Genomic DNA, 18,737 nt, shown 5'->3' with positions numbered 1-18,737 from the left:
GCGATTCTGACTTTATGCGTCCGGGGTTGATTTGCCGTTAACGAACAGCGTCAATTTCAAACCTGGCAGCAATTTATTAGCTTTGCTGACTACCGAATTCCATCGCATCACATCGTCGGTGTTTACACCGTGACGCTTGGCAATACTGGCAAACGAATCACCTTTACGAACCTGATAGGTGATGCTGTTGCTACTGGTTGTATTGCTTGCCAGTTGCAGGGTTTGCCCAACTTTTAAGGTACTCTTGGTACTTAAGTTGTTCCAACTCTGCAAATCGCTGGTCTTGATATTCAACCGCTTGGCAATCGTAGATAAGGTATCGCCGGGGCGAACTTTATACTGCGAACTTGATGCCGATTTTGTGCTGTTCTGTGCCAACTTGGTTGGTTGAACGGCGGCAATATCAGTATCTGCCAATGAATCTTTAAGCTGCTCAGCATGGGCTTTCGGCAACATGATATAACGAGGACCGTGTCCAGCTGGTGCCGTTACATTGCGCTTATACCCAGAATTAAAGGATTTCAACTTTGTCAGTGACATCCCCGCCATCTCAGCCGCCTGAGTTAGCTCTATCTGCTGACCAACATCAACTCGTGCTAGTGCACGGTCTTTGTCAGTATCAGGCAAGTTTATACCGTACTTTTTGCTATTCTTGATTAAATCACCCAAGGCCAGCATTTTTGGAACATAAATTGACGTTTCACGAGGAAGCGACAATGCCCAAAAGTTCGTCGGTTTACCCTTTGCCTTATTTGCTTTCACCGCTTGCATGACTCTGCCTTCACCGCTGTTATACGCAGCGACTGTTAACAACCAGTCACCGTCAAACATCTTGTTCAGGCGCTCCATCATATCAAGCGCTGCTTTGGTAGAAGCAACCACATCTCTGCGGCCGTCATACCATTGGTTTTGTTTCAAGCCATAATTTCGACCGGTACTTGGCACTATCTGCCACAGCCCTGCGGCGTTGGCGGATGATGTCGCGTGTGGGTCAAAAGCGCTCTCCACTATGGGTAGCAGTACCAATTCCATCGGCATATTACGTTTCTTAATCTGCTCGACTATCAGGTACATGTACGGCTCTGCCCGTAATGTTACATCGTGGAGATAGCTCTTATTTTTTAAGTATTTTTGCTTCTGTTCACGGATCCGGGAATTTTCCGGAACCTTCATCTTCAGCTCGTCGCTAATGAAGTTCCACAAATCTTGCTGCGCGAGGCCACTATCACTATCCAGCCATCGCGCGCTGCCCACTCGGGCGCTATTTGTGTACTCTCCTGCTTCACTCTCTTGACCTGCCGAAGACAAACTCTGTGCATGCTGTACAGGAGCCTGAACGCCCACCTTGGACGTCTGGCACCCAACAAGCAAGACTGAGGCGAGAAATATCGCTTTGGTCTTCATGTGTGTGTCAATGTAGTTGCTTAAAAGACGACCAATCATACTTTGCTTCGATAAAAAACACAACTAAAAGCTCAGAAGCGGTCTTTCTGTGCACGTAATTCGGAAAAAACTGAGACAAGTGAGTTTGGTGGAGATATTACGCCTATTTTTCTTTGTAAATCAATGTCATCACAACGTAAAAAAACATTAATTTTCCGCTCAATTTGCAATTTTACCGGTAAGCTAGGTTGGTTTTTTGCTCGTAATTGCATGATTTGCTGCTGATATGTAGCAATGTCTTGATCTGAGGGCAGAATAAAACGGGCAAACTTAAGATTTGCGAGAGTATATTCATGCGCGCTGCAAATTAAGGTTTCATCAGGGAGTTGTGCGAGCTGTTGAATAGACGCGTACATTTGCGCCGGAGTGCCCTCAAATAGTCTGCCGCAGCCGGCGGAAAACAGTGTATCACCACAGAAAAGATAAGGTTTGCTGTAGTATGCGATGTGCTCAAGTGTGTGGCCGGGAACGGCAATAACCTGGTAGTTTTGGCCGCCAATACTCAGGTGATCACCCCCAGTTACCATAATTGTCGCGCCTTTATTTGCGGTTTCTTGTGGTCCATAGACCGGAATTTCGGGGAAATGGCGGCGCAAATCAGCGACACCCCCAACGTGATCGTTATGATGATGGGTTAATAAGATGGCCTGAGGAAGGTACTGGCCTTGACTCAGTGCGGCCAGCACGGGGGCTGATTCACCGGGGTCAACAATGACACAGTGTTTTTGTTCGTCGGCCAATAGCCAAATGTAATTGTCTTGAAATGCTGGAATGCTGATAAGATTCATTAGATACCTCTTTTATTGGCAACAGTTTGAAAGAAGAAGTTAAAACATGAAACCAGCACAAACACGCCAAAAGATCGATGCGCCCGCATGTTGGGCTGAGTTACCTTGGGGAGAGTATTATCGTGCGGCAATTGAACAGCAGTTGCAGCCTTGGTGGCCGAAATTCTTTGGTTTCCACTTACTGAAGATAGGCCATTTGAGTGCTGAAATTGCCAGCGATAAATGCGCTATCTCCCATCAGGTAAATGTGGGGGAGCAGGGCAAAAATATGCAGGTGCTTGCCAGCCCATATCAGTTACCTTTTGCTGAAAAATCGGTCGATGCTTGCTTACTGTCCCATACTTTAGCCTATGCTGCTGATCCGCACCGCATTTTACGTGAGGTGGATCGGGTGCTGATTGATGACGGCTGGTTGGTTATCAGCAACTTTAATCCCATGAGTCTCTTAGGGGCAGGGAAGTTGGTGCCGTTATTGCGCCAGCGGCAACCCCATGTTAGCCGCATGTTTACTCAAATGCGCTTATTGGATTGGCTCAGTTTATTAAATTATGAAGTTTTATATTTGTCGCGCTTTCATGTGTTGCCGTGGCATAAAGAAGGTGGGCGCTTTATCAGCACCCATCTGCCGGCGTTGGGGTGTGTCAGCTTGATTGTTGCCCGCAAACGCACTATTCCGTTAACGTTTAATCCGATGAAGTTCGGCGCGCGTAAACCTTGGTTTAGTCGGGCAGTGGGTGCCACCAAAAGCTATCGCGACCAACCTTGATGATACAGTCACGTCAAGTAAGAAGGGTCAATCGGGATTATAACCGGTATCTTCTAACGTCGGTGAGTTTGCGCCTTCACGGGCTAGTTCATCACAACGCTCGTTTTCCGGATGTCCCGCATGGCCTTTTACCCATTCCCATTGAATTACGTGAGTTTGGATAGCCAAATCAAGACGTTGCCATAAGTCGACATTACGCACCGGTTTGCGGTCGGTGGTTTTCCAACCGCGTTTTTTCCAGTTATGAATCCACTGAGTAATCCCCTGGCGTACATATTGGCTGTCGGTGCTGAGTGTGACTTCACAAGGTGAGGTCAACGCCTCCAGCGCGACGATAGCGGCCATTAGCTCCATGCGGTTGTTTGTTGTCAGGAAATAGCCAGCGCTAAAGGTTTTTTCATGTTGTTTGTAACGCAAAATTGCGCCGTAACCACCGGGGCCTGGATTGCCAAGGCAAGATCCATCGGTGAAAATTTCTACCTGTTTAGTCATCTCTGGTAGACTCTTCCTATCTGTTTCATTAAACCTTAAGTCTGACATAAACGAGCGCTATGAGCACTGGCAATATGCAAGGTACCCCTACCAGACAGATTGTTCTGGATACAGAAACCACCGGTATGAATAAGCTGGGCGTTCATTATGAAGGCCATAAGATTATTGAGATTGGTGCCGTTGAAGTGATCAACCGCCGTCTGACCGGTAGAAATTTCCATGTTTATATCAAACCTGACCGGTTGGTAGACCCGGAAGCTTACGGTGTTCATGGTATTAGTGATGAGTTTTTGGCCGACAAGCCCACCTTTGCCGATATTACACCGGAGTTTCTTGAGTTTATCCGCGGCGCTGAGTTAATCATTCATAACGCAGCGTTTGATATCGGCTTTATGGATTACGAATTCCGCATGTTGCAGCAGGATATCCCGAAAACGGAAACCTTCTGTACTATCACCGATAGTTTGTTGCTGGCACGCCGTTTGTTCCCCGGCAAGCGAAATAATCTTGATGCTCTGTGTGACCGCTACCAGATAGATAATACCAAGCGAACTTTGCACGGCGCGTTACTCGATGCCGAGATTCTGGCAGAAGTTTATCTGGCGATGACCGGTGGTCAGACGTCATTGTCTTTTTCAATGGAAGGCGATCAGACGCAGAATGAGTCTTCAGAAGATATTCAACGTATCACTCGGCCAGCATCTGGGTTGAAAATAATCTATGCTACTGAAGATGAAATAGCCGCTCATGAATCACGTCTGGATTTGGTGATGAAAAAGGGCGGCAGCTGTCTCTGGCGTATGCCACTAGAGACGGACGACAGCATAAGCGCAGAAAAATAGTGCCAACGCTGAATAAAGTGATATCCAGATGAAAAACTGTGCAAACGGTTTATTTTACTGGAAAAAGTGTTGACGAGATTGTATTGCATACGTAATATTCCACTCGTTCTTAACCGGAACAGCAGCGTGGTGCGGTAGTTCAGTCGGTTAGAATACCGGCCTGTCACGCCGGGGGTCGCGGGTTCGAGTCCCGTCCGCACCGCCAACATTCAGAAGCCCTGAGTTATTGCTAACTCAGGGCTTTGTTGTATCTATACCCTTCGTACTTGAAGCCGCAGGGGTGTTAGCTACGCTCACTTACCCAAATCACTTACCTGGGTAAGCTCATTGGGATGCATTCACTTGCTGCCTACCTGCAACTCCAATTACTTTGGGTATACTCTTCGGACTTGAAGCCGCAGGGGTGTTAGCTACGCTCACTTACCCAAATCACTTACTTGGGTAAGCTCATTGGGATGCATTCACTTGCTGCCTACCTGCAACTCCAATTACTTTGGGTATACTCTTCGGACTTGAAGCCGCAGGGGGCAAAATAATAGAACTCCCCCCTTGGGTAACAGATCAATAAACCCATTTAGGATTTACTGCGTAGCTTTCGCATTACCCGCTTCAGCGGCTGTTTTCACCCAGCCATCAAAGGTTGACTGATGAGCTTGGATCCAACCATTCACATGACGTTCGATATCGGCATCTGAGGATTCACCGGCATGCATCCGCATGTTCTGAGCATTCACATCATTAATTGATAACTTCATAATGGAGAACAGCTTGGCGGCGGCAGGGTTAGCTTCAGCCCATTTTTTGTTGGCGACAATATGCATCACACTCGGTGGGAAGCCGTAGTTCGCTCCGTTAGAAAGCTGGGTGTCGATAGTTTTATCCGGCAGGGAAGAGAACGGCACCTGTAACCACACTACATCACGGCCGGGAACCAGTACGTCGCTGACCCAATATGGCGTCCAGGTGTAATACAGGATTGGCTTGCCTTCTTTGTAGCGCGTGATGGTATCGGCAATCATGGCGGCATAGTTACCCTGATTGTGGGTTACCGTATCGCTGAGGCCATAGGCTTGGATCTGGTGGTTAATCGGAGCTTCACAACCCCAGCCCGGATTACAGCCGGTGAGATCGGCTTTGCCGTCGTTATTGGCATCAAACAGTTTGGCAATTTTCGGATCTTTTAACTGCTCAATATTGGTGATGTGGTATTTATCGGCGGTTTTTTTGTCGATCAAATAGCCCTGTGCCAGCCCTTCAATAAAGTTACCCTGACGGTAGAATTTGGCATCACCACCTGCGGCTGCGTATTGATCATTATGCAGCGGCTCCCAGTTTACCGCCAGATAAGTGGCATCACCTGCGGCAATAGAAGAGTAAGCGACATTGTAATCAACCTCTTTGGTGGGTTGGACGTCGTAACCGAGCTTCTCCAGCGCTTTATTGACCAGCGAGGTCTGGAAGGTTTCTTCCGAAATGGTGCTTTGCAGCGGTTGGACAGTGATGCCTTTGCCCGGTAATTCTGCGGCGGATAACTGAGTACTGATCAGTGTGGTGAGGGCTAACACCCAAATTCCGGTCTTACGCATAATTTTCCCCATCTTAAGCTATTTTACTTGCCAGTTTGAACCTGGGCAGTGCTCATCATCCTCACGTACTACGTGTACGCTGCGGTGATTGCGCGCTGTCCGTGCCCAAACTGTCTGCGACAATTACGCTTAAATTTGAGCGTAATGAATTGAAATTACTTGTTGTTACGCAATGGTTTGGTGATTAGCCCGATAGGGCCAGTGGCATACCAGCGGCCAACGCCTTTGCTGCGGCGGTCACGGCCTAATGATTGGGTCAGGCGGTCAAGGATAATTGCCAGAATCACGATACCGACACCACCGACAGCGGCTAGCCCCATATCAAGGCGACCAATACCGCGCAGCACCATCTGGCCCAACCCACCAACGGCAATCATTGAAGCAATAACCACCATCGACAATGCAAGCATTAAGGTCTGGTTGACACCAGCCATGATGGTTGGCATCGCCAGCGGTAATTGCACCTTGAACAGCATCTGGCGTGGATTCGCGCCGAAGGACTCAGCAGCTTCTATAAGATCTGCCGGTACTTGCTTAATACCCAAAATAGTCAGGCGAACAATGGGGGGTAGGGCAAAGATAATGGTCACCACGACACCCGGGACATTACCAATACCGAATAGCATGACAATGGGCACCAGATAAACGAAGGCTGGCGTGGTCTGCATTGCATCCAGTAAAGGCCGAATAATTCGTGCAGCGTTATTACTACGCGCCAACCATATCCCGAGCGGTAGCCCGATAAGAATACAGAAGAACAGCGAAGTCAGAACCAGTGCCAGCGTCACCATCGCTTGCGACCACGCGCCAATCGCGCCGATGGCAATCAGGGAAACTAAGGTTGCCACCCCCATCCCCAAGGTAGAGAACTGCCAGGCGATCAATGCGAAAACCAGAATCGCCACCGGTGCTGGCATGCCCAGCAATAAGTGTTGGAAGCCACTGAGAATGAAATCAACCGGCACGCGAATGCCTTGGAACAGCGGGCGGAAGTGCAGCACCACCCAATCAATACCTTGGGTAACCCACGAATCCAGTGGCACCCAGGTGTTATGGAACGGGTCCATCAGGCTGAAATGTTCAGGCGCTGCTGCCGGAGCGCTGTTTAGCCAATCGGTACTTTGTGTCGCAGTGCTCTGTACGGCCTGAGAAGCAACCTCATGACTCGCGCTGCCTGCGGCACGGCTACCCTCGGCCATGCTCGCTCCCCAGGGGTCAGCAGCGGCTGATAAGGTCTGAGTGGCAGAGTCGGTCGCGACCGGTGCTGCTGAAGTTGCTGCATCCGTCGCCCATGGGTTGCTGTCTACGGGGGTGCTACTTTGGATTTGATCACTCATTTGGCGTCTCCTTATCTAAGGCCTGCAACAGCATGGCTTTGGAAATAATACCGATATAGCTGTTGTCTTCACCAACCACAGGAACCGCGCACGGAGCTTGTGCAACCAGTGAAATCAGCTCACTGAGGGGCATATCTGCCGGAACCGGTGCTGGATCAGCCAATAAGGCACTGTCCAGTGATTGGTTCTCTGCCAATGCTTTTTTCAGTGAATCTATCGATACCACGCCAATAAACTTCTGCCCGCGCTCCAACACATAGCCGTAATCGCGGTCTTCATCCTGAAGCAGTTTTAACGCTGAACGAGGGCCGAAACCCGGTGTTTTACGGATCAAGGATACCGGACGACGACGCGCGATATCCTTGGCACTAAAGACGTGGCTGATATCGACACCACGGAAGAAGGTGCGTACATAGTCATTGGCCGGATTATTCAGTATTTCATCCGGTGTTCCGACTTGTACTACTTCGCCACCTTGCATAATAGCAATGCGATCGCCGATACGCATGGCTTCATCCAGATCATGAGAGATAAAGACAATCGTTCGTTGATGTCTGGCCTGTAGCTTGACCAATTCATCCTGCATTTCAGTACGAATTAATGGGTCGAGTGCTGAGAAGGCTTCATCCATTAATAGGATATCGGGGTTATTGGCCATTGCGCGGGCTAAACCTACGCGCTGGCGCATCCCACCAGACAACTCGTCGGGATAAGAATGAGCGTAGCTTTCCAGACTCACCTGGCGTAATGCTTCCAAGGCTTTTTCATGACGTTCCACTTGCGGCACGCCTGCTAACTCCATACCGAATGCGGTGTTATCGAGCACATTCAGATGGGGCATTAAGGCAAAGGATTGGAAGACCATGCTTATCTTATTTCGGCGTACGGTGCGCAGGGCACTATCAGATATTTTGGCAATATCTTCGCCGTCGATCAGCACTTCACCACGCGTGGGTTCTATCAGACGATTGAGAAGGCGTACCAGGGTGGATTTACCGGAACCGGATAACCCCATGATGACGAATATCTCGCCTTCTTCAATGGCCAGATTGGCATCTTTAACGCCAACGGACAAACCAGTTTTGGCGAATATCTGCTCTTTATTCTTACCTGATTCAAGCAGTTTAAAAGCCCGTTCTGGATGCTCACCAAATATTTTATATAAGTTCTTTACTTCGAGTTTAATTGCCATGCAGCTGGTGTATTCCTCTGTCAATTTTGAATTATGTTTATTCGATCAATATTATCCTGATGAAAAAATAGAGCGCCATATACCCTAACACAATGAGAATCTGAGACAACCCTCAATGTTCCTATAATCATTTTTGCAATAGTCCTCATCCCAATATATAAGTTTTTAACTTGTTAATTTACCTGCGTTAATACTATGGTTTTTTACTTTAGATAAATTGACTAATATTGATAATGAATCTAATGGCTAATTTGAGTGTAAATAGTGTGAATATTGCACATATATAGGAAATATATGTGCAATATTATTGATAATGTATTTCCTGCAATGAAAGTGCTGAATCCCCCTGATACTCTGGCCTGTAGCCAAATGGGGGATAAGATGAAGTTTTAGATTTGGCTGGGGCAATCCGGCCATCTTGCCCTGGTCGCCAGCGAGGGGGAGTTCCCCTTTGTTATATTAGCGAAAAGGGGAGTTTTTGTGGGGTAGAAAAGCTTAGAAATCCCAGTCTTCGTCCTCAGTATTGACCGCTTTACCGATCACATATGACGAACCTGAGCCAGAGAAGAAATCGTGATTTTCATCAGCATTGGGTGATAATGCTGCCAAAATGGCCGGGTTGACATTAGCTTGACTGGCGGGGAATAGGGCTTCATAACCCAAATTCATTAATGCTTTATTGGCATTGTAATGGAGGAATTTTTTGACATCTTCTGTCCAGCCAACCCCATCATATAGGCTCTCTGTATAGTGTATTTCATTGTCATATAAGTCCTGTAACAAATCGAAAGCGAAATTCTTTATTTCCTGACGGCGATTATTATCTACTTTCTCCAATCCTTTCTGGAATTTATAGCCGATATAATAGCCATGAACTGCCTCATCGCGAATAATCAGCCGAATAAGATCTGCGGTATTGGTTAATCTGGCGCGGCTTGACCAATACATAGGTAAATAGAATCCGGAATAGAATAGAAATGATTCCAGAAATACACTGGCAATTTTCTTCTTCAGTGGGTCGTCATTATTATAATGCTGCAGGATAATATCTGCTTTCTTTTGCAGTGGGCCATTCTCCTCACTCCAGCGATAGGCCTCGTCCACATCCGATGTCATACACAGGGTAGAGAATATGGAACTATAAGAGCGGGCGTGCACGGCTTCCATAAAGCTGATATTAGAAAATACCGCTTCCTCATGGGGGGTGATGGCATCTTTAATCAGCGCCGGTGCACCCAGCGTATTTTGAATAGTATCGAGCAATGTCAGCCCGGTAAAAACCCGAATAGTCAGTTGCTGTTCATCAGCCGTTAGTTTGGCCCAAGAAGGAATGTCATTTGAAAGCGGGACTTTTTCCGGCAACCAAAAGTTAGCCGTCAGGCGGTTCCATACTTCCAGGTCTTTATCGTCTTCAATTTTATTCCAATTGATGGCGCTAACGTGTTTTATCGTTTTTATTGCATTCATAGACAATTCCTTATTAACCCGATTCTGTTTATTCAGTGATGCGTATTACAGTGAGCAGGAAACACAACCCTCAACTTCCGTGCCCTCAAGCGCCATCTGGCGCAGCCGGATGTAATAAATGGTTTTAATCCCTTTCTTCCAGGCATATATCTGCGCTTTATTAATATCGCGGGTAGTGGCGGTATCGCGGAAAAACAGCGTCAGTGACAGCCCCTGATCGACATGCTGGGTCGCTTCGGCATAGGTATCGATGATTTTCTCCGGCCCGATTTGATAAGCATCCTGATAATATTCAAGATTATCGTTGGTCATATAAGGCGCTGGATAATACACCCGGCCAATCTTGCCTTCTTTGCGGATCTCGATTGGAGAGACAATCGGGTGGATGCTGGAGGTCGAGTGATTGATATATGAAATAGATCCCGTCGGAGGCACCGCTTGTAAGTTCTGATTATAAATCCCGTGCTCCATCACGGACTGGCGCAGTGCGGCCCAATCTTGTTGATCCGGAACGGAAATACCCGCTTGGGCAAATAGCGCACTAACTTTAGCTGTTTTAGGTTGCCAGCTTTGCTCAATATATTTGGTGAAATAGTGACCCGAAGCATAAGTCGATTGGTCGAAACCTTTAAAGTGACTGCCGCGTTCTATCGCCAGCTGGTTAGAGGCGCGGATGGCGTGATATGCCACGGTATAGAAATAGATATTGGTGAAATCCAGCGCTTCTTCTGAGCCATAGAAGATACGTTCCCGTGCCAGGTAGCCGTGCAGATTCATCTGCCCGAGGCCAATGGCATGGGATTCCTGATTACCTTTTTCAATTGACGGCACTGAGCGGATGTTGCTCATATCGGACACGGCAGTCAGCCCGCGAATGGCGGTTTCAATCGATTTACCAAAGTCTGGTGAATCCATGATGTGGGCGATATTCAGCGAACCGAGATTACAGGAGATATCCTTCCCAATATGGCGATAGCTGAGATCGTCGTTGTATTCAGTGGGTGAATTAACCTGCAAAATTTCCGAGCACAGGTTACTCATATTAATCCGGCCTTTGATCGGGTTAGCCCGATTCACGGTATCCTCAAACATCATATAGGGATAACCGGACTCAAATTGGATCTCTGCCAGTATCTGGAAAAACTCGCGCGCTTTAATTTTGCTTTTACGGATGCGCTTATTATCGACCATCTCGCGGTATTTTTCACTGACACTGATTTCCGACAGAGGAACGCCGTAAACCTGTTCTACGTCATAAGGCGAAAACAGGTACATGTCTTCATTATTCTTCGCCAACTCAAAAGTAATATCGGGGATAACCACCCCCAGTGACAGGGATTTAATCCGTATTTTTTCATCGGCATTTTCGCGTTTGGTGTCGAGAAAACGCAAAATATCCGGATGATGGGCATGGAGATAGACCGCCCCAGCCCCTTGGCGAGCGCCCAGTTGATTGGCATATGAAAAAGCATCTTCCAACATTTTCATGATAGGGATGACGCCAGATGACTGATTTTCAATGCGTTTAATCGGCGCGCCTACTTCGCGGATATTAGTCAGCAGGAAAGCGACACCGCCGCCACGTTTAGATAATTGCAGTGCCGAGTTAATGGAACGACCAATGGACTCCATATTGTCTTCAATGCGCAGCAGGAAGCAGGAGACTAGCTCACCGCGCTGTTTCTTGCCGCAATTGAGGAAGGTTGGCGTGGCGGGTTGGAAACGGCCAGTGATGATCTCTTCGACTAAATCTCGCGCAACTTGCTGATTACCCGCAGCTAATGTCAGGGCAACCATACAAACACGGTCTTCATAGCGCTCCAGATAGCGTTTACCATCAAAGGTTTTCAGGGTATAGCTGGTGTAGTACTTAAACGCGCCAAGGAAGGTCGGGAAGCGAAACTTTTTGCCATAGGCTTGTTGGAATAAGCTCTTGATAAAGCTGAAGTCATACTTTTCCAGCACTTCTTTTTCGTAGTATCCCTCTTCCACCAGATAATCGAGTTTTTCCTGTAAATTATGGAAGAACACCGTGTTTTGATTCACGTGTTGTAAGAAATATAGCCTTGCAGCCAGACGGTCTTTATCAAACTGGATACGCCCATCGGCATCATAGAGGTTCAACATCGCATTCAGTGAGTGGTAGTCAAGTTCACTGCTGGATGAATCGGTGATTCTCAGTTCTGTCGTTGCCAAAATTCAGTTACCCCCTTGCGCACGTTTGCCACATCTTCTGCTGTACCCAGTAGTTCAAAGCGATACAGATACGGAACCTGACATTTTTGGGAAATAATTTTCCCCGCCAGGCAATAGGCGTCGCCAAAATTAGTGTTACCCGCAGCAATCACACCGCGAATTAATGAACGGTTATGGCGATCATTGAGAAATCTAATCACCTGAATTGGCACCGCGCCGACCGGGCTGCCTCCACCATAACTGGGTACCAACAAAATATAGGGCTGCTCCATCCGTAACTTTTCCCGCGCCCCTGCAATAGGAATACGTATTGCCGGTAGCTCCAGCTTCCCGACAAAACGGTGGGTGTTCTCCGAAGAACTAGAGAAATACACCAACGGATTCATTTTTTGGCCCTCATCAGGCACTGACTGCCTGAGCCAATGCGCTTATTTTGTCTGGGCGGAAGCCAGACCAATGATCATCACCGGCGATAATCACCGGAACCTGCTGATAACCAAGAGATTTAACGTGGTTTAAGGCCTGTGAGTCTTCAGTTAAATCAATAACCTGATAAGTGATCCCTTGTTTATCGAAAGCGCGATAGGTTGCATTGCACTGGACACAATCGGGTTTACTGTAAATAATAATGCTCATGATTCGCATTTACCTTTTATCTTGAGGAAAGGCGTATTGAGCAGATTGTTAGTGTCTCTCGACGACCTGCCCCTGATTATCAGCCACGATTTCATTCTCGCTGGTGATGGATTAGATACTATATCTAGTGTTTATTTAATTCAACCACACCATATGTAGTTGTTTGTTGTGAATTATGCACAATTCAGAGGCAAGGCCGCCAGCACGGGGCTGGCGACAGATTCTATAAATAATTGGCTGGGTAAAAATATTTCGATTGGCAGGTGGTGATGAAGGATATTCTTACTGACGCAGACTAACGGCTAATCGATTAAATGCATTCATGATGCTGATAGCGAAAGTTAAATCAGAAATCTGAGTATCAGTAAAATGCGCTTTCAAAGCATTAAAGGTGCTGTCAGGGGTGCCGCTGGTAGTTATGTGAGTTACCGCTTCCGCCCAATCTAGTGCCGCACGTTCGGCTTCACTAAAGAGATTACTGAGTTTCCAGCCCGCGATGACATCCATTTTAGCGTTATCAAAACCATGGTTGCGCAAGAATTTGCCGTGCATATCCAGGCAAAAAGCACAGCCGTTGATCTGTGATACCCGCATAAAAATCAATTCTATCAGCATTTTTGGCAACGAACTTTTATCGAGTGACATAGAGGCGCTGACCAGTGCTTCGTAGGTGGCTGGCGAGAGTTTAGAAAAATACAGACGTTGTTCAACCATGATAGGTACCTGTGATGTTGGCTCTTCAATGAAGGCTACTCTAGCAACACCATGACCTATACTATAGGGCCATAAATGACTTATTTTAGTGGGCCATGATGAAAGCATTTTCACATTTGTTTAAGCTGGATCGCCAACATACCGAACCGGTATATCGCCAGATTTATCAGCGTATTAAAGATGCAATTGTGCAGGGCACTTTGCTACCGGACACGCGCTTGCCTTCGGTGAGAGTGCTGGCCAGCGAAGTGGGTGTGGCGCGGGGAACGGTGGAAAATGCCTATGCCCAACTGATTGCTGAAGGTTTCTTGCAAAGCCGCGGTCAGGGGGGGACTTATGTCTCCGCTCAATTACTCGATGCGCCTCTATCACCATTGAAAATTGTAGAACCAGACGAACAACCCGTAGTGATTAATCATTCTCTCTCGGCTGATCGTATGATGGCACGCCCCTTCCAACTGGGGCTACCCGCGTTGGATGCTTTTCCGCGCGCGCAATGGGGGCGACTCATCACCAAACAGGTGCATAATCTGACCATCACCTCACTCGGGCATCCTCCCGCCGCCGGATTACCGGCGTTACGTGAGGCAATTGCCCATTATTTGCAGTTATCTCGTGGTTTCAGCTGCCAACCTGAGCAGGTATTTATTTGCTCGGGTTATCAGTCGGTACTGGATCTAGTGGTTAATACGGTATTGAAGCCGGGAGATAGCGGTTGGCTGGAGAACCCCGGATATCCTGCCACTCAGCAATTGATCCGTGAGGCTGGGCTTATTTCGCATCCGGTCAATGTGGACAGCGATGGTATGGATGTGACGGCTGCTATCCATGATTGCCCCAATGCTCGCTTTGCTATTATCACGCCAGCGCATCAAAGCCCATTGGGGGTGGCACTCAGCTTAGCGCGGCGCATTGCACTGCTGGAGTGGGCTGAGCAACAGCAGTCATGGATTATTGAAGATGATTACGATAGCGAGTTTCGCTATCAGGGGCGGCCGCTTCCCCCGTTAAAGAGCCTGGATAGACATGGGCGAGTGCTGTATGCCGGGACTTTCAGTAAAGTGATGTTTCCGGCACTGCGGCTGGCTTATCTGGTGGTACCGCCTGAGCAAGTGGCTGTTTTTAACCACCGTTGCCAACTGCGTAGCTGTGCCAGTCCGCCACTGATACAGGCCAGTGTGGCGGAGTTTATTGGTCAGGGGCACTTTTATCGCCATCTTAAACGTATGCGCCATTTATATGCTGAGCGCCGTGAAATATTGGCCGCCAGCCTTATGCGCCAACTGGCGGGAGTTGTTGAGGTTGAACAGCAGGCGGGTGGCATTCAATTATTGGCGCGGTTGGATAAGCGTTTTTCTGACAGCATTGTTGCTGCGCGGGCACAACGCCAGGGGCTGGCGATTGAGGCGGTATCAGATTGGGCATTAGAAAAAAATAGCCGAGTGGATAATGCACTACTGATGGGGTTTACCAATTTTATTTCTGAAGCCGAGGCCGATAAACAGGTGGCAAAGCTGGCAAAGGTAATTTTAGCGGAAGCGTTAAAATGAAAATTATTGAGGTTGATAAACATCGATTGGCGTTATAAAAACATGGCCCGCAGTGAATATCACTCGGGCCACCGATAAGCAAACAGCAAAAACTACAGCAGACACAGCAATGAGGGAGCTGTCAGTTTATCGGCCTGCGAACAGATATCAGCGGCGAGCCAGCAGCACACCCAGTACCAAGCCTATGGCGGCACCAATACCGACACCTTGCCAAGGTTTATCATGCACATAATTATCGGCATTACCGGCAACATCACGTGCATGCTGTTTCAAGCTGGTCGAGCCGCTAAAACGCGCTCGTGCATCACGTAATACACCTTCAGCATTGTGGCGCACCTTGGCCAGCTCTTCTTTTGTTTTGTCGCCAGATGAGCGCAAGACATCGTCGAGAGTATCCGCCAGAAGGGTCACGTCCTGATCGAGATCTCTTTCTACTTTTTCTGATTTATTGAACATTTGACTCTCCGTTTTGCTTGATGAACATTAAGCGTAGACCATCACAGCAAGGGGCAATCAGCTTCAGGAGTAATCCGAATAGGTAATCGTCATCCTTCAAGCTGCATGTGTGTTGGCTGCTCTCTCACACCCGAATCATTAACTGGCGTCAACTCATCGGGATTAATGAGCCTCATCCTTGAGACTCACCTTACGGGCTAGCATGAATGTTGTTCAAATCGGTCTCGACCGATTTGTTATTCGCTTTCCGCCTTCCTGCAACTCGAATTATTTAAAGTATAAATAGTCAGAACATGATTTGTACATTTGGTTACTCAGCGAAACCAATCACTCACGGAAAGAAAAAATCCATTCCTCTATGATTCTTCCAACGGCCCCACCGGGGGCTTAGCGAAACAAACTCTGAGGATTTTAAAATGAAAAAAGTATTAGCGCTGATCGTTGCTGCAACCATGGGTCTGTCTTCTGTTGCTTTCGCTGCCGAAACAACTGCGGCCGCTACAGCAGCACCAGCTGCAACCAGCACTACTGCTGCTCCAGCTGTAGAAAAAGCTGCACCAGCTAAAGCAACTCATCATAAAAAACACAAAGCGACTAAACAAACTACCGAACAAAAAGCACAAGCTGCTAAAAAAGCTGTGAAAAAAGCACCGGCTCAAAAAGCACAGGCCGCTAAAAAAGCGGTGAAAAAGGCCCCAGTTCAAAAAGCTCAGGCTGCTAAAAAACACGTGAAAAAAGCACCAGCACAAAAAGCACAGGCAGCTAAAAAACACCACAAAACTGCTAAAAAATCAGCTACAGCTCCAGCTGCATAATAACGCCGGAATGCGGGCGATATCGGCCCGCACAGTCTAGCCAATTCCAGACACCCGTTTAATATCGGGTGTCTTTTTTTATAGGCTAACCATCATGATCAATCGCTATCTATTCGAACTGATTTTCAGTGTGATGACTCTGTGTGGTGTATTACTTGCCTGTGCGCTGTTTCTCACTGATTCTGTTATCTAATCTCAATGCAAAATATGCAGTTGCTGAAGGTAAATGAGTATTTGTTGAACCGTCTGCTGATGTAATTTCTCTCTTTCAACTGCCGGTGTTGCACAAATAAAGGCCTCTCCTTCTTCTGCCAAAATAGCACCCGCCGCCGGTTTACATAGCGGTAGAAAATCAAAATGCCCACTATTGGTTAAGGTCACAGCGGTAATACCTGGCTGATTCAGTTGTTTTACCCATGTTGCACCGCCCAGATTCAGGGATTCATTCGGTGAAATAAAATAGTCAGCGTTGATCAGTAGTAGTGGAGCACTTAAGTGAAGCAGGCTGCTTTTTTGGTAAAAAGGAACCATCCCCGGATCTAGCGCAATCGCAAAACGTAGGCGTTTATCTGAATAATTTCCTTCAAATTTCTCAGCAGATAACTGGTCTAACGTCACGCCTGCATGGGTATAAAACTGGCAATTAGGCTGCTCAGGTTGTTGCTGACAGCTTGCAATAAAATGCGGGCGGGAAAGTGTAGCTCCTAATGTCGCGATAGCACTGTAGCCCCCTTTTGAATGGCCTATCACCCCGATGGCTTGCTCATCCAAGGCCGATTTCCAGTGCGGGTCTGACAGTAACATACTGATGATAAAAGAGATATCTTCAGTTTGTAACCATAATTGGGCTGATTGTGCTGGGATTGAATCTCCGGTGGTACTGCCCGGATGATTGGCGGCGACCACCACCATACCTTGCTGCACCAGCTTATCGGCCAACCACGCCAGGCTAGTATTGTTGCCGCCACTGCCATGACTGAGTACCACCAATGGGAATTTACCTTCAGCAAGGGGGGCGTTGGGTAAAACAGATATGCCCCGGAAAACGGCAGTATCACTTAGCAATTGAGTTTCCCCTTGATCAGCCGTGGGGTAGTAAATGATGCTATCAAGTTGTCGATGGCGCTGGAGGTCATGGAATGAAATATGGGTCACTGCTGTTTGCCAACTGTAACCGGTCAGCGGAAAAAACAGCAGAAAGCAGAGAGACAAAAACGTAGTTTTCATGGTGTAACATCCTGATTGATTGGGTTTCCCATGACCGTAGCGAGTCATAAATTCTGTTGCGACCTCGATCATGATCCAGTCCCTGATCCTGCTTGTTTTCAATCATCTGGCTGTCTACACTGCAAAACAGCTATTCACTATATCTATTTGTTAAGGCAATGGTATGCCGCTGATCCCGGTCTCTTTTCTACTGTCTTTATTATGTTTTGGTCTGTTTTTTTATTTGATTAGAGCCGATCGGCAAGGCGTTTTCCTGCTGTTGCTATTGTTGGTTTGTGCATTACAAAGTGCTCTGATTGGGTTGCGCTATGGTTATCACCTGACTCTGTTTAATGGCCTACAACCGATAGTTGCCATGACTATCCCGCCACTGACCTATTTAGCTTTATTAAGCACTGCGAAAGGGAATGTGGGGAGGGGGCAATGGTGGAAACACGGTCTGGCACCTATTGGTACCGTGGTTTGCGTATGGTTGGCACCACAGTGGCTTGATGCGGTTGTGATTATCAGCTATTTGCTATATGGCACGGCAGTACTGCTTTATTTGCGCCCTGGTGAGGATCGCTTACAACAGGTTTCGTTAGAAAAAAGTTGGCTCAGCTATCGTTTATGGTTACTGATGGCTCTCTTGCTAATGGGATCTGGGGTGGGCGACCTCATTATCAGTGTGGACTATGCCTTTTTTGCCGGAAATCAGGCAGGGGTGATAGTCAGTATCAGTAATTTATTGATTACATTGGTAATGTGCTACACGTTGTTCACCAGCGCTCATCGTGCGGATCCTATCACCGAGGTACCAGTAAAGGGTAAACCGGAGAGCGAACCACTGGATGAATTGTTCTCGACTATTTTATCGGCCTTAAAACACCATAATCTGTATCTGGACAGCCAACTCAACTTATCTAAATTGGCACGTAAAGTCGGGGTGCCCGCGCGAAAAGTGTCACAGGCGATTAATCAGCAAACTGGGCAAAATGTCTCACAATATGTCAATCAGTTGCGCATTGAACAGGCCGCGCAGTTATTGGCGACAACCGAGCTGTCGGTGATCGATATTATGTTGGAGGCAGGGTTTCAAACTAAATCTAACTTCAACCGTGAGTTTATGCGGGTCAAGGGGATGACTCCCTCACTGTGGCGCGAGCACCAGCAGCCGCGGAATAATAAGTAAATAATATTTTATTATGCATATCTGATTCAGCCCGCAAACTGATCGGCGTATGGTGAGAA

At 47.5% G+C, this 18,737-nt stretch carries 18 protein-coding genes and 1 tRNA gene; 6 read left to right on the top strand and 13 right to left on the bottom strand.

Annotation, left to right across the window (positions count from 1 at the left end; genetic code table 11):
* Positions 1-12: 12 nt before the first annotated feature.
* Entirely contained in the window at positions 13-1,404 is a 1,392-nt protein-coding gene (mltD, locus tag FGL26_RS10815) for a murein transglycosylase D (RefSeq protein ID WP_071530631.1), read from the bottom strand.
* Positions 1,405-1,475: 71 nt separating this feature from the next.
* Positions 1,476-2,231, bottom strand: coding sequence for a hydroxyacylglutathione hydrolase (gloB, locus tag FGL26_RS10810; protein ID WP_005173058.1), 756 nt, complete (start codon positions 2,229-2,231; stop codon positions 1,476-1,478).
* Between the two features lie 46 nt (positions 2,232-2,277).
* On the opposite strand from gloB, the gene FGL26_RS10805 reads away from it, so the two are divergent.
* Positions 2,278-2,997, top strand: a complete 720-nt coding sequence (locus FGL26_RS10805) for a class I SAM-dependent methyltransferase (RefSeq protein ID WP_005173047.1) — start codon at positions 2,278-2,280, stop codon at positions 2,995-2,997.
* Between the two features lie 27 nt (positions 2,998-3,024).
* Here FGL26_RS10805 and rnhA read toward each other — a convergent pair whose 3' ends face one another.
* Positions 3,025-3,489, bottom strand: a complete 465-nt coding sequence (rnhA, locus tag FGL26_RS10800; protein ID WP_005173045.1) for a ribonuclease HI — start codon at positions 3,487-3,489, stop codon at positions 3,025-3,027.
* Between the two features lie 74 nt (positions 3,490-3,563).
* Here rnhA and dnaQ point away from each other — a divergent pair, with 74 nt between their 5' ends.
* Complete coding sequence (gene dnaQ / locus FGL26_RS10795; RefSeq protein ID WP_032903004.1) at positions 3,564-4,331, top strand: DNA polymerase III subunit epsilon; 768 nt, start codon at positions 3,564-3,566, stop codon at positions 4,329-4,331.
* A 128-nt stretch (positions 4,332-4,459) separates the two neighbouring features.
* Positions 4,460-4,536, top strand: a tRNA-Asp gene (locus FGL26_RS10790).
* A 376-nt stretch (positions 4,537-4,912) separates the two neighbouring features.
* Here the strand turns inward: FGL26_RS10790 and proX are convergent.
* From proX to FGL26_RS10750, 8 genes are all read right to left on the bottom strand, one after another.
* On the bottom strand, positions 4,913-5,917 hold the full coding sequence (gene proX, locus FGL26_RS10785; RefSeq protein ID WP_005173041.1) for a glycine betaine/L-proline ABC transporter substrate-binding protein ProX: 1,005 nt from the start codon (positions 5,915-5,917) through the stop codon (positions 4,913-4,915).
* Between the two features lie 155 nt (positions 5,918-6,072).
* Positions 6,073-7,254, bottom strand: coding sequence for a glycine betaine/L-proline ABC transporter permease ProW (gene proW / locus FGL26_RS10780; protein WP_032912811.1), 1,182 nt, complete (start codon positions 7,252-7,254; stop codon positions 6,073-6,075).
* Entirely contained in the window at positions 7,247-8,446 is a 1,200-nt protein-coding gene (proV, locus tag FGL26_RS10775) for a glycine betaine/L-proline ABC transporter ATP-binding protein ProV (protein WP_005173037.1), read from the bottom strand. The genes proW and proV overlap by 8 nt, the downstream gene beginning before the upstream one ends.
* A gap of 495 nt (positions 8,447-8,941) precedes the next feature.
* Positions 8,942-9,913, bottom strand: a complete 972-nt coding sequence (gene nrdF, locus FGL26_RS10770; protein ID WP_005173034.1) for a class 1b ribonucleoside-diphosphate reductase subunit beta — start codon at positions 9,911-9,913, stop codon at positions 8,942-8,944.
* A 45-nt stretch (positions 9,914-9,958) separates the two neighbouring features.
* Positions 9,959-12,109 carry a class 1b ribonucleoside-diphosphate reductase subunit alpha gene (gene nrdE / locus FGL26_RS10765; protein ID WP_032902994.1) on the bottom strand — a complete coding sequence of 717 codons (2,151 nt, stop codon included), beginning with the start codon at positions 12,107-12,109 and terminating at the stop codon, positions 9,959-9,961.
* Entirely contained in the window at positions 12,091-12,495 is a 405-nt protein-coding gene (nrdI, locus tag FGL26_RS10760; protein WP_005173030.1) for a class Ib ribonucleoside-diphosphate reductase assembly flavoprotein NrdI, read from the bottom strand. Before nrdI ends, nrdE begins: the two co-directional genes overlap by 19 nt.
* Before the next feature lie 13 nt (positions 12,496-12,508).
* Positions 12,509-12,745: a redoxin NrdH gene (locus tag FGL26_RS10755; RefSeq protein ID WP_005173028.1), complete on the bottom strand. Its 237-nt coding sequence runs from the start codon at positions 12,743-12,745 to the stop codon at positions 12,509-12,511.
* A 282-nt stretch (positions 12,746-13,027) separates the two neighbouring features.
* Positions 13,028-13,459, bottom strand: coding sequence for a carboxymuconolactone decarboxylase family protein (locus tag FGL26_RS10750; protein ID WP_005173025.1), 432 nt, complete (start codon positions 13,457-13,459; stop codon positions 13,028-13,030).
* 95 nt (positions 13,460-13,554) lie between these two features.
* Between FGL26_RS10750 and pdxR the strand changes: the two genes are divergently transcribed.
* Positions 13,555-15,009: a MocR-like pyridoxine biosynthesis transcription factor PdxR gene (gene pdxR / locus FGL26_RS10745; protein WP_032902992.1), complete on the top strand. Its 1,455-nt coding sequence runs from the start codon at positions 13,555-13,557 to the stop codon at positions 15,007-15,009.
* A gap of 147 nt (positions 15,010-15,156) precedes the next feature.
* Here the strand turns inward: pdxR and FGL26_RS10740 are convergent, their stop codons facing one another.
* A complete protein-coding gene (locus tag FGL26_RS10740) occupies positions 15,157-15,465 on the bottom strand; it encodes an ElaB/YgaM/YqjD family protein (RefSeq protein ID WP_005173019.1) in 309 nt (102 codons plus the stop codon).
* A 416-nt stretch (positions 15,466-15,881) separates the two neighbouring features.
* On the opposite strand from FGL26_RS10740, the gene asr reads away from it, so the two are divergent.
* On the top strand, positions 15,882-16,280 hold the full coding sequence (gene asr / locus FGL26_RS10735) for an acid resistance repetitive basic protein Asr (protein ID WP_005173016.1): 399 nt from the start codon (positions 15,882-15,884) through the stop codon (positions 16,278-16,280).
* Positions 16,281-16,475: 195 nt separating this feature from the next.
* On the opposite strand, the gene FGL26_RS10730 is transcribed toward asr, so the two are convergent.
* Entirely contained in the window at positions 16,476-17,579 is a 1,104-nt protein-coding gene (locus FGL26_RS10730) for an alpha/beta hydrolase family protein (protein ID WP_072075833.1), read from the bottom strand.
* A 91-nt stretch (positions 17,580-17,670) separates the two neighbouring features.
* Between FGL26_RS10730 and FGL26_RS10725 the strand changes: the two genes are divergently transcribed.
* Entirely contained in the window at positions 17,671-18,678 is a 1,008-nt protein-coding gene (locus tag FGL26_RS10725) for a helix-turn-helix domain-containing protein (RefSeq protein WP_005173010.1), read from the top strand.
* Positions 18,679-18,737: the final 59 nt, after the last annotated feature.

It is taken from the genome of Yersinia enterocolitica subsp. enterocolitica (assembly GCF_901472495.1).
Classification (GTDB): domain Bacteria; phylum Pseudomonadota; class Gammaproteobacteria; order Enterobacterales; family Enterobacteriaceae; genus Yersinia; species Yersinia enterocolitica.
This window is presented reverse-complemented; position numbering and strand designations above follow the sequence as displayed.

What these genes read in the sequence shown, in the direction of transcription:
- mltD (WP_071530631.1), bottom strand. Translation starts at nt 1,404, where the DNA reads ATGAAGACCAAAGCGATATTTCTCGCCTCAGTCTTGCTTGTTGGGTGC.
- gloB (WP_005173058.1), bottom strand. Translation starts at nt 2,231, where the DNA reads ATGAATCTTATCAGCATTCCAGCATTTCAAGACAATTACATTTGGCTA.
- FGL26_RS10805 (WP_005173047.1), top strand. Translation starts at nt 2,278, where the DNA reads ATGAAACCAGCACAAACACGCCAAAAGATCGATGCGCCCGCATGTTGG.
- rnhA (WP_005173045.1), bottom strand. Translation starts at nt 3,489, where the DNA reads ATGACTAAACAGGTAGAAATTTTCACCGATGGATCTTGCCTTGGCAAT.
- dnaQ (WP_032903004.1), top strand. Translation starts at nt 3,564, where the DNA reads ATGCAAGGTACCCCTACCAGACAGATTGTTCTGGATACAGAAACCACC.
- proX (WP_005173041.1), bottom strand. Translation starts at nt 5,917, where the DNA reads ATGCGTAAGACCGGAATTTGGGTGTTAGCCCTCACCACACTGATCAGT.
- proW (WP_032912811.1), bottom strand. Translation starts at nt 7,254, where the DNA reads ATGAGTGATCAAATCCAAAGTAGCACCCCCGTAGACAGCAACCCATGG.
- proV (WP_005173037.1), bottom strand. Translation starts at nt 8,446, where the DNA reads ATGGCAATTAAACTCGAAGTAAAGAACTTATATAAAATATTTGGTGAG.
- nrdF (WP_005173034.1), bottom strand. Translation starts at nt 9,913, where the DNA reads ATGAATGCAATAAAAACGATAAAACACGTTAGCGCCATCAATTGGAAT.
- nrdI (WP_005173030.1), bottom strand. Translation starts at nt 12,495, where the DNA reads ATGAATCCGTTGGTGTATTTCTCTAGTTCTTCGGAGAACACCCACCGT.
- FGL26_RS10755 (WP_005173028.1), bottom strand. Translation starts at nt 12,745, where the DNA reads ATGAGCATTATTATTTACAGTAAACCCGATTGTGTCCAGTGCAATGCA.
- FGL26_RS10750 (WP_005173025.1), bottom strand. Translation starts at nt 13,459, where the DNA reads ATGGTTGAACAACGTCTGTATTTTTCTAAACTCTCGCCAGCCACCTAC.
- pdxR (WP_032902992.1), top strand. Translation starts at nt 13,555, where the DNA reads ATGATGAAAGCATTTTCACATTTGTTTAAGCTGGATCGCCAACATACC.
- FGL26_RS10740 (WP_005173019.1), bottom strand. Translation starts at nt 15,465, where the DNA reads ATGTTCAATAAATCAGAAAAAGTAGAAAGAGATCTCGATCAGGACGTG.
- asr (WP_005173016.1), top strand. Translation starts at nt 15,882, where the DNA reads ATGAAAAAAGTATTAGCGCTGATCGTTGCTGCAACCATGGGTCTGTCT.
- FGL26_RS10730 (WP_072075833.1), bottom strand. Translation starts at nt 17,579, where the DNA reads ATGATCGAGGTCGCAACAGAATTTATGACTCGCTACGGTCATGGGAAA.
- FGL26_RS10725 (WP_005173010.1), top strand. Translation starts at nt 17,671, where the DNA reads ATGCCGCTGATCCCGGTCTCTTTTCTACTGTCTTTATTATGTTTTGGT.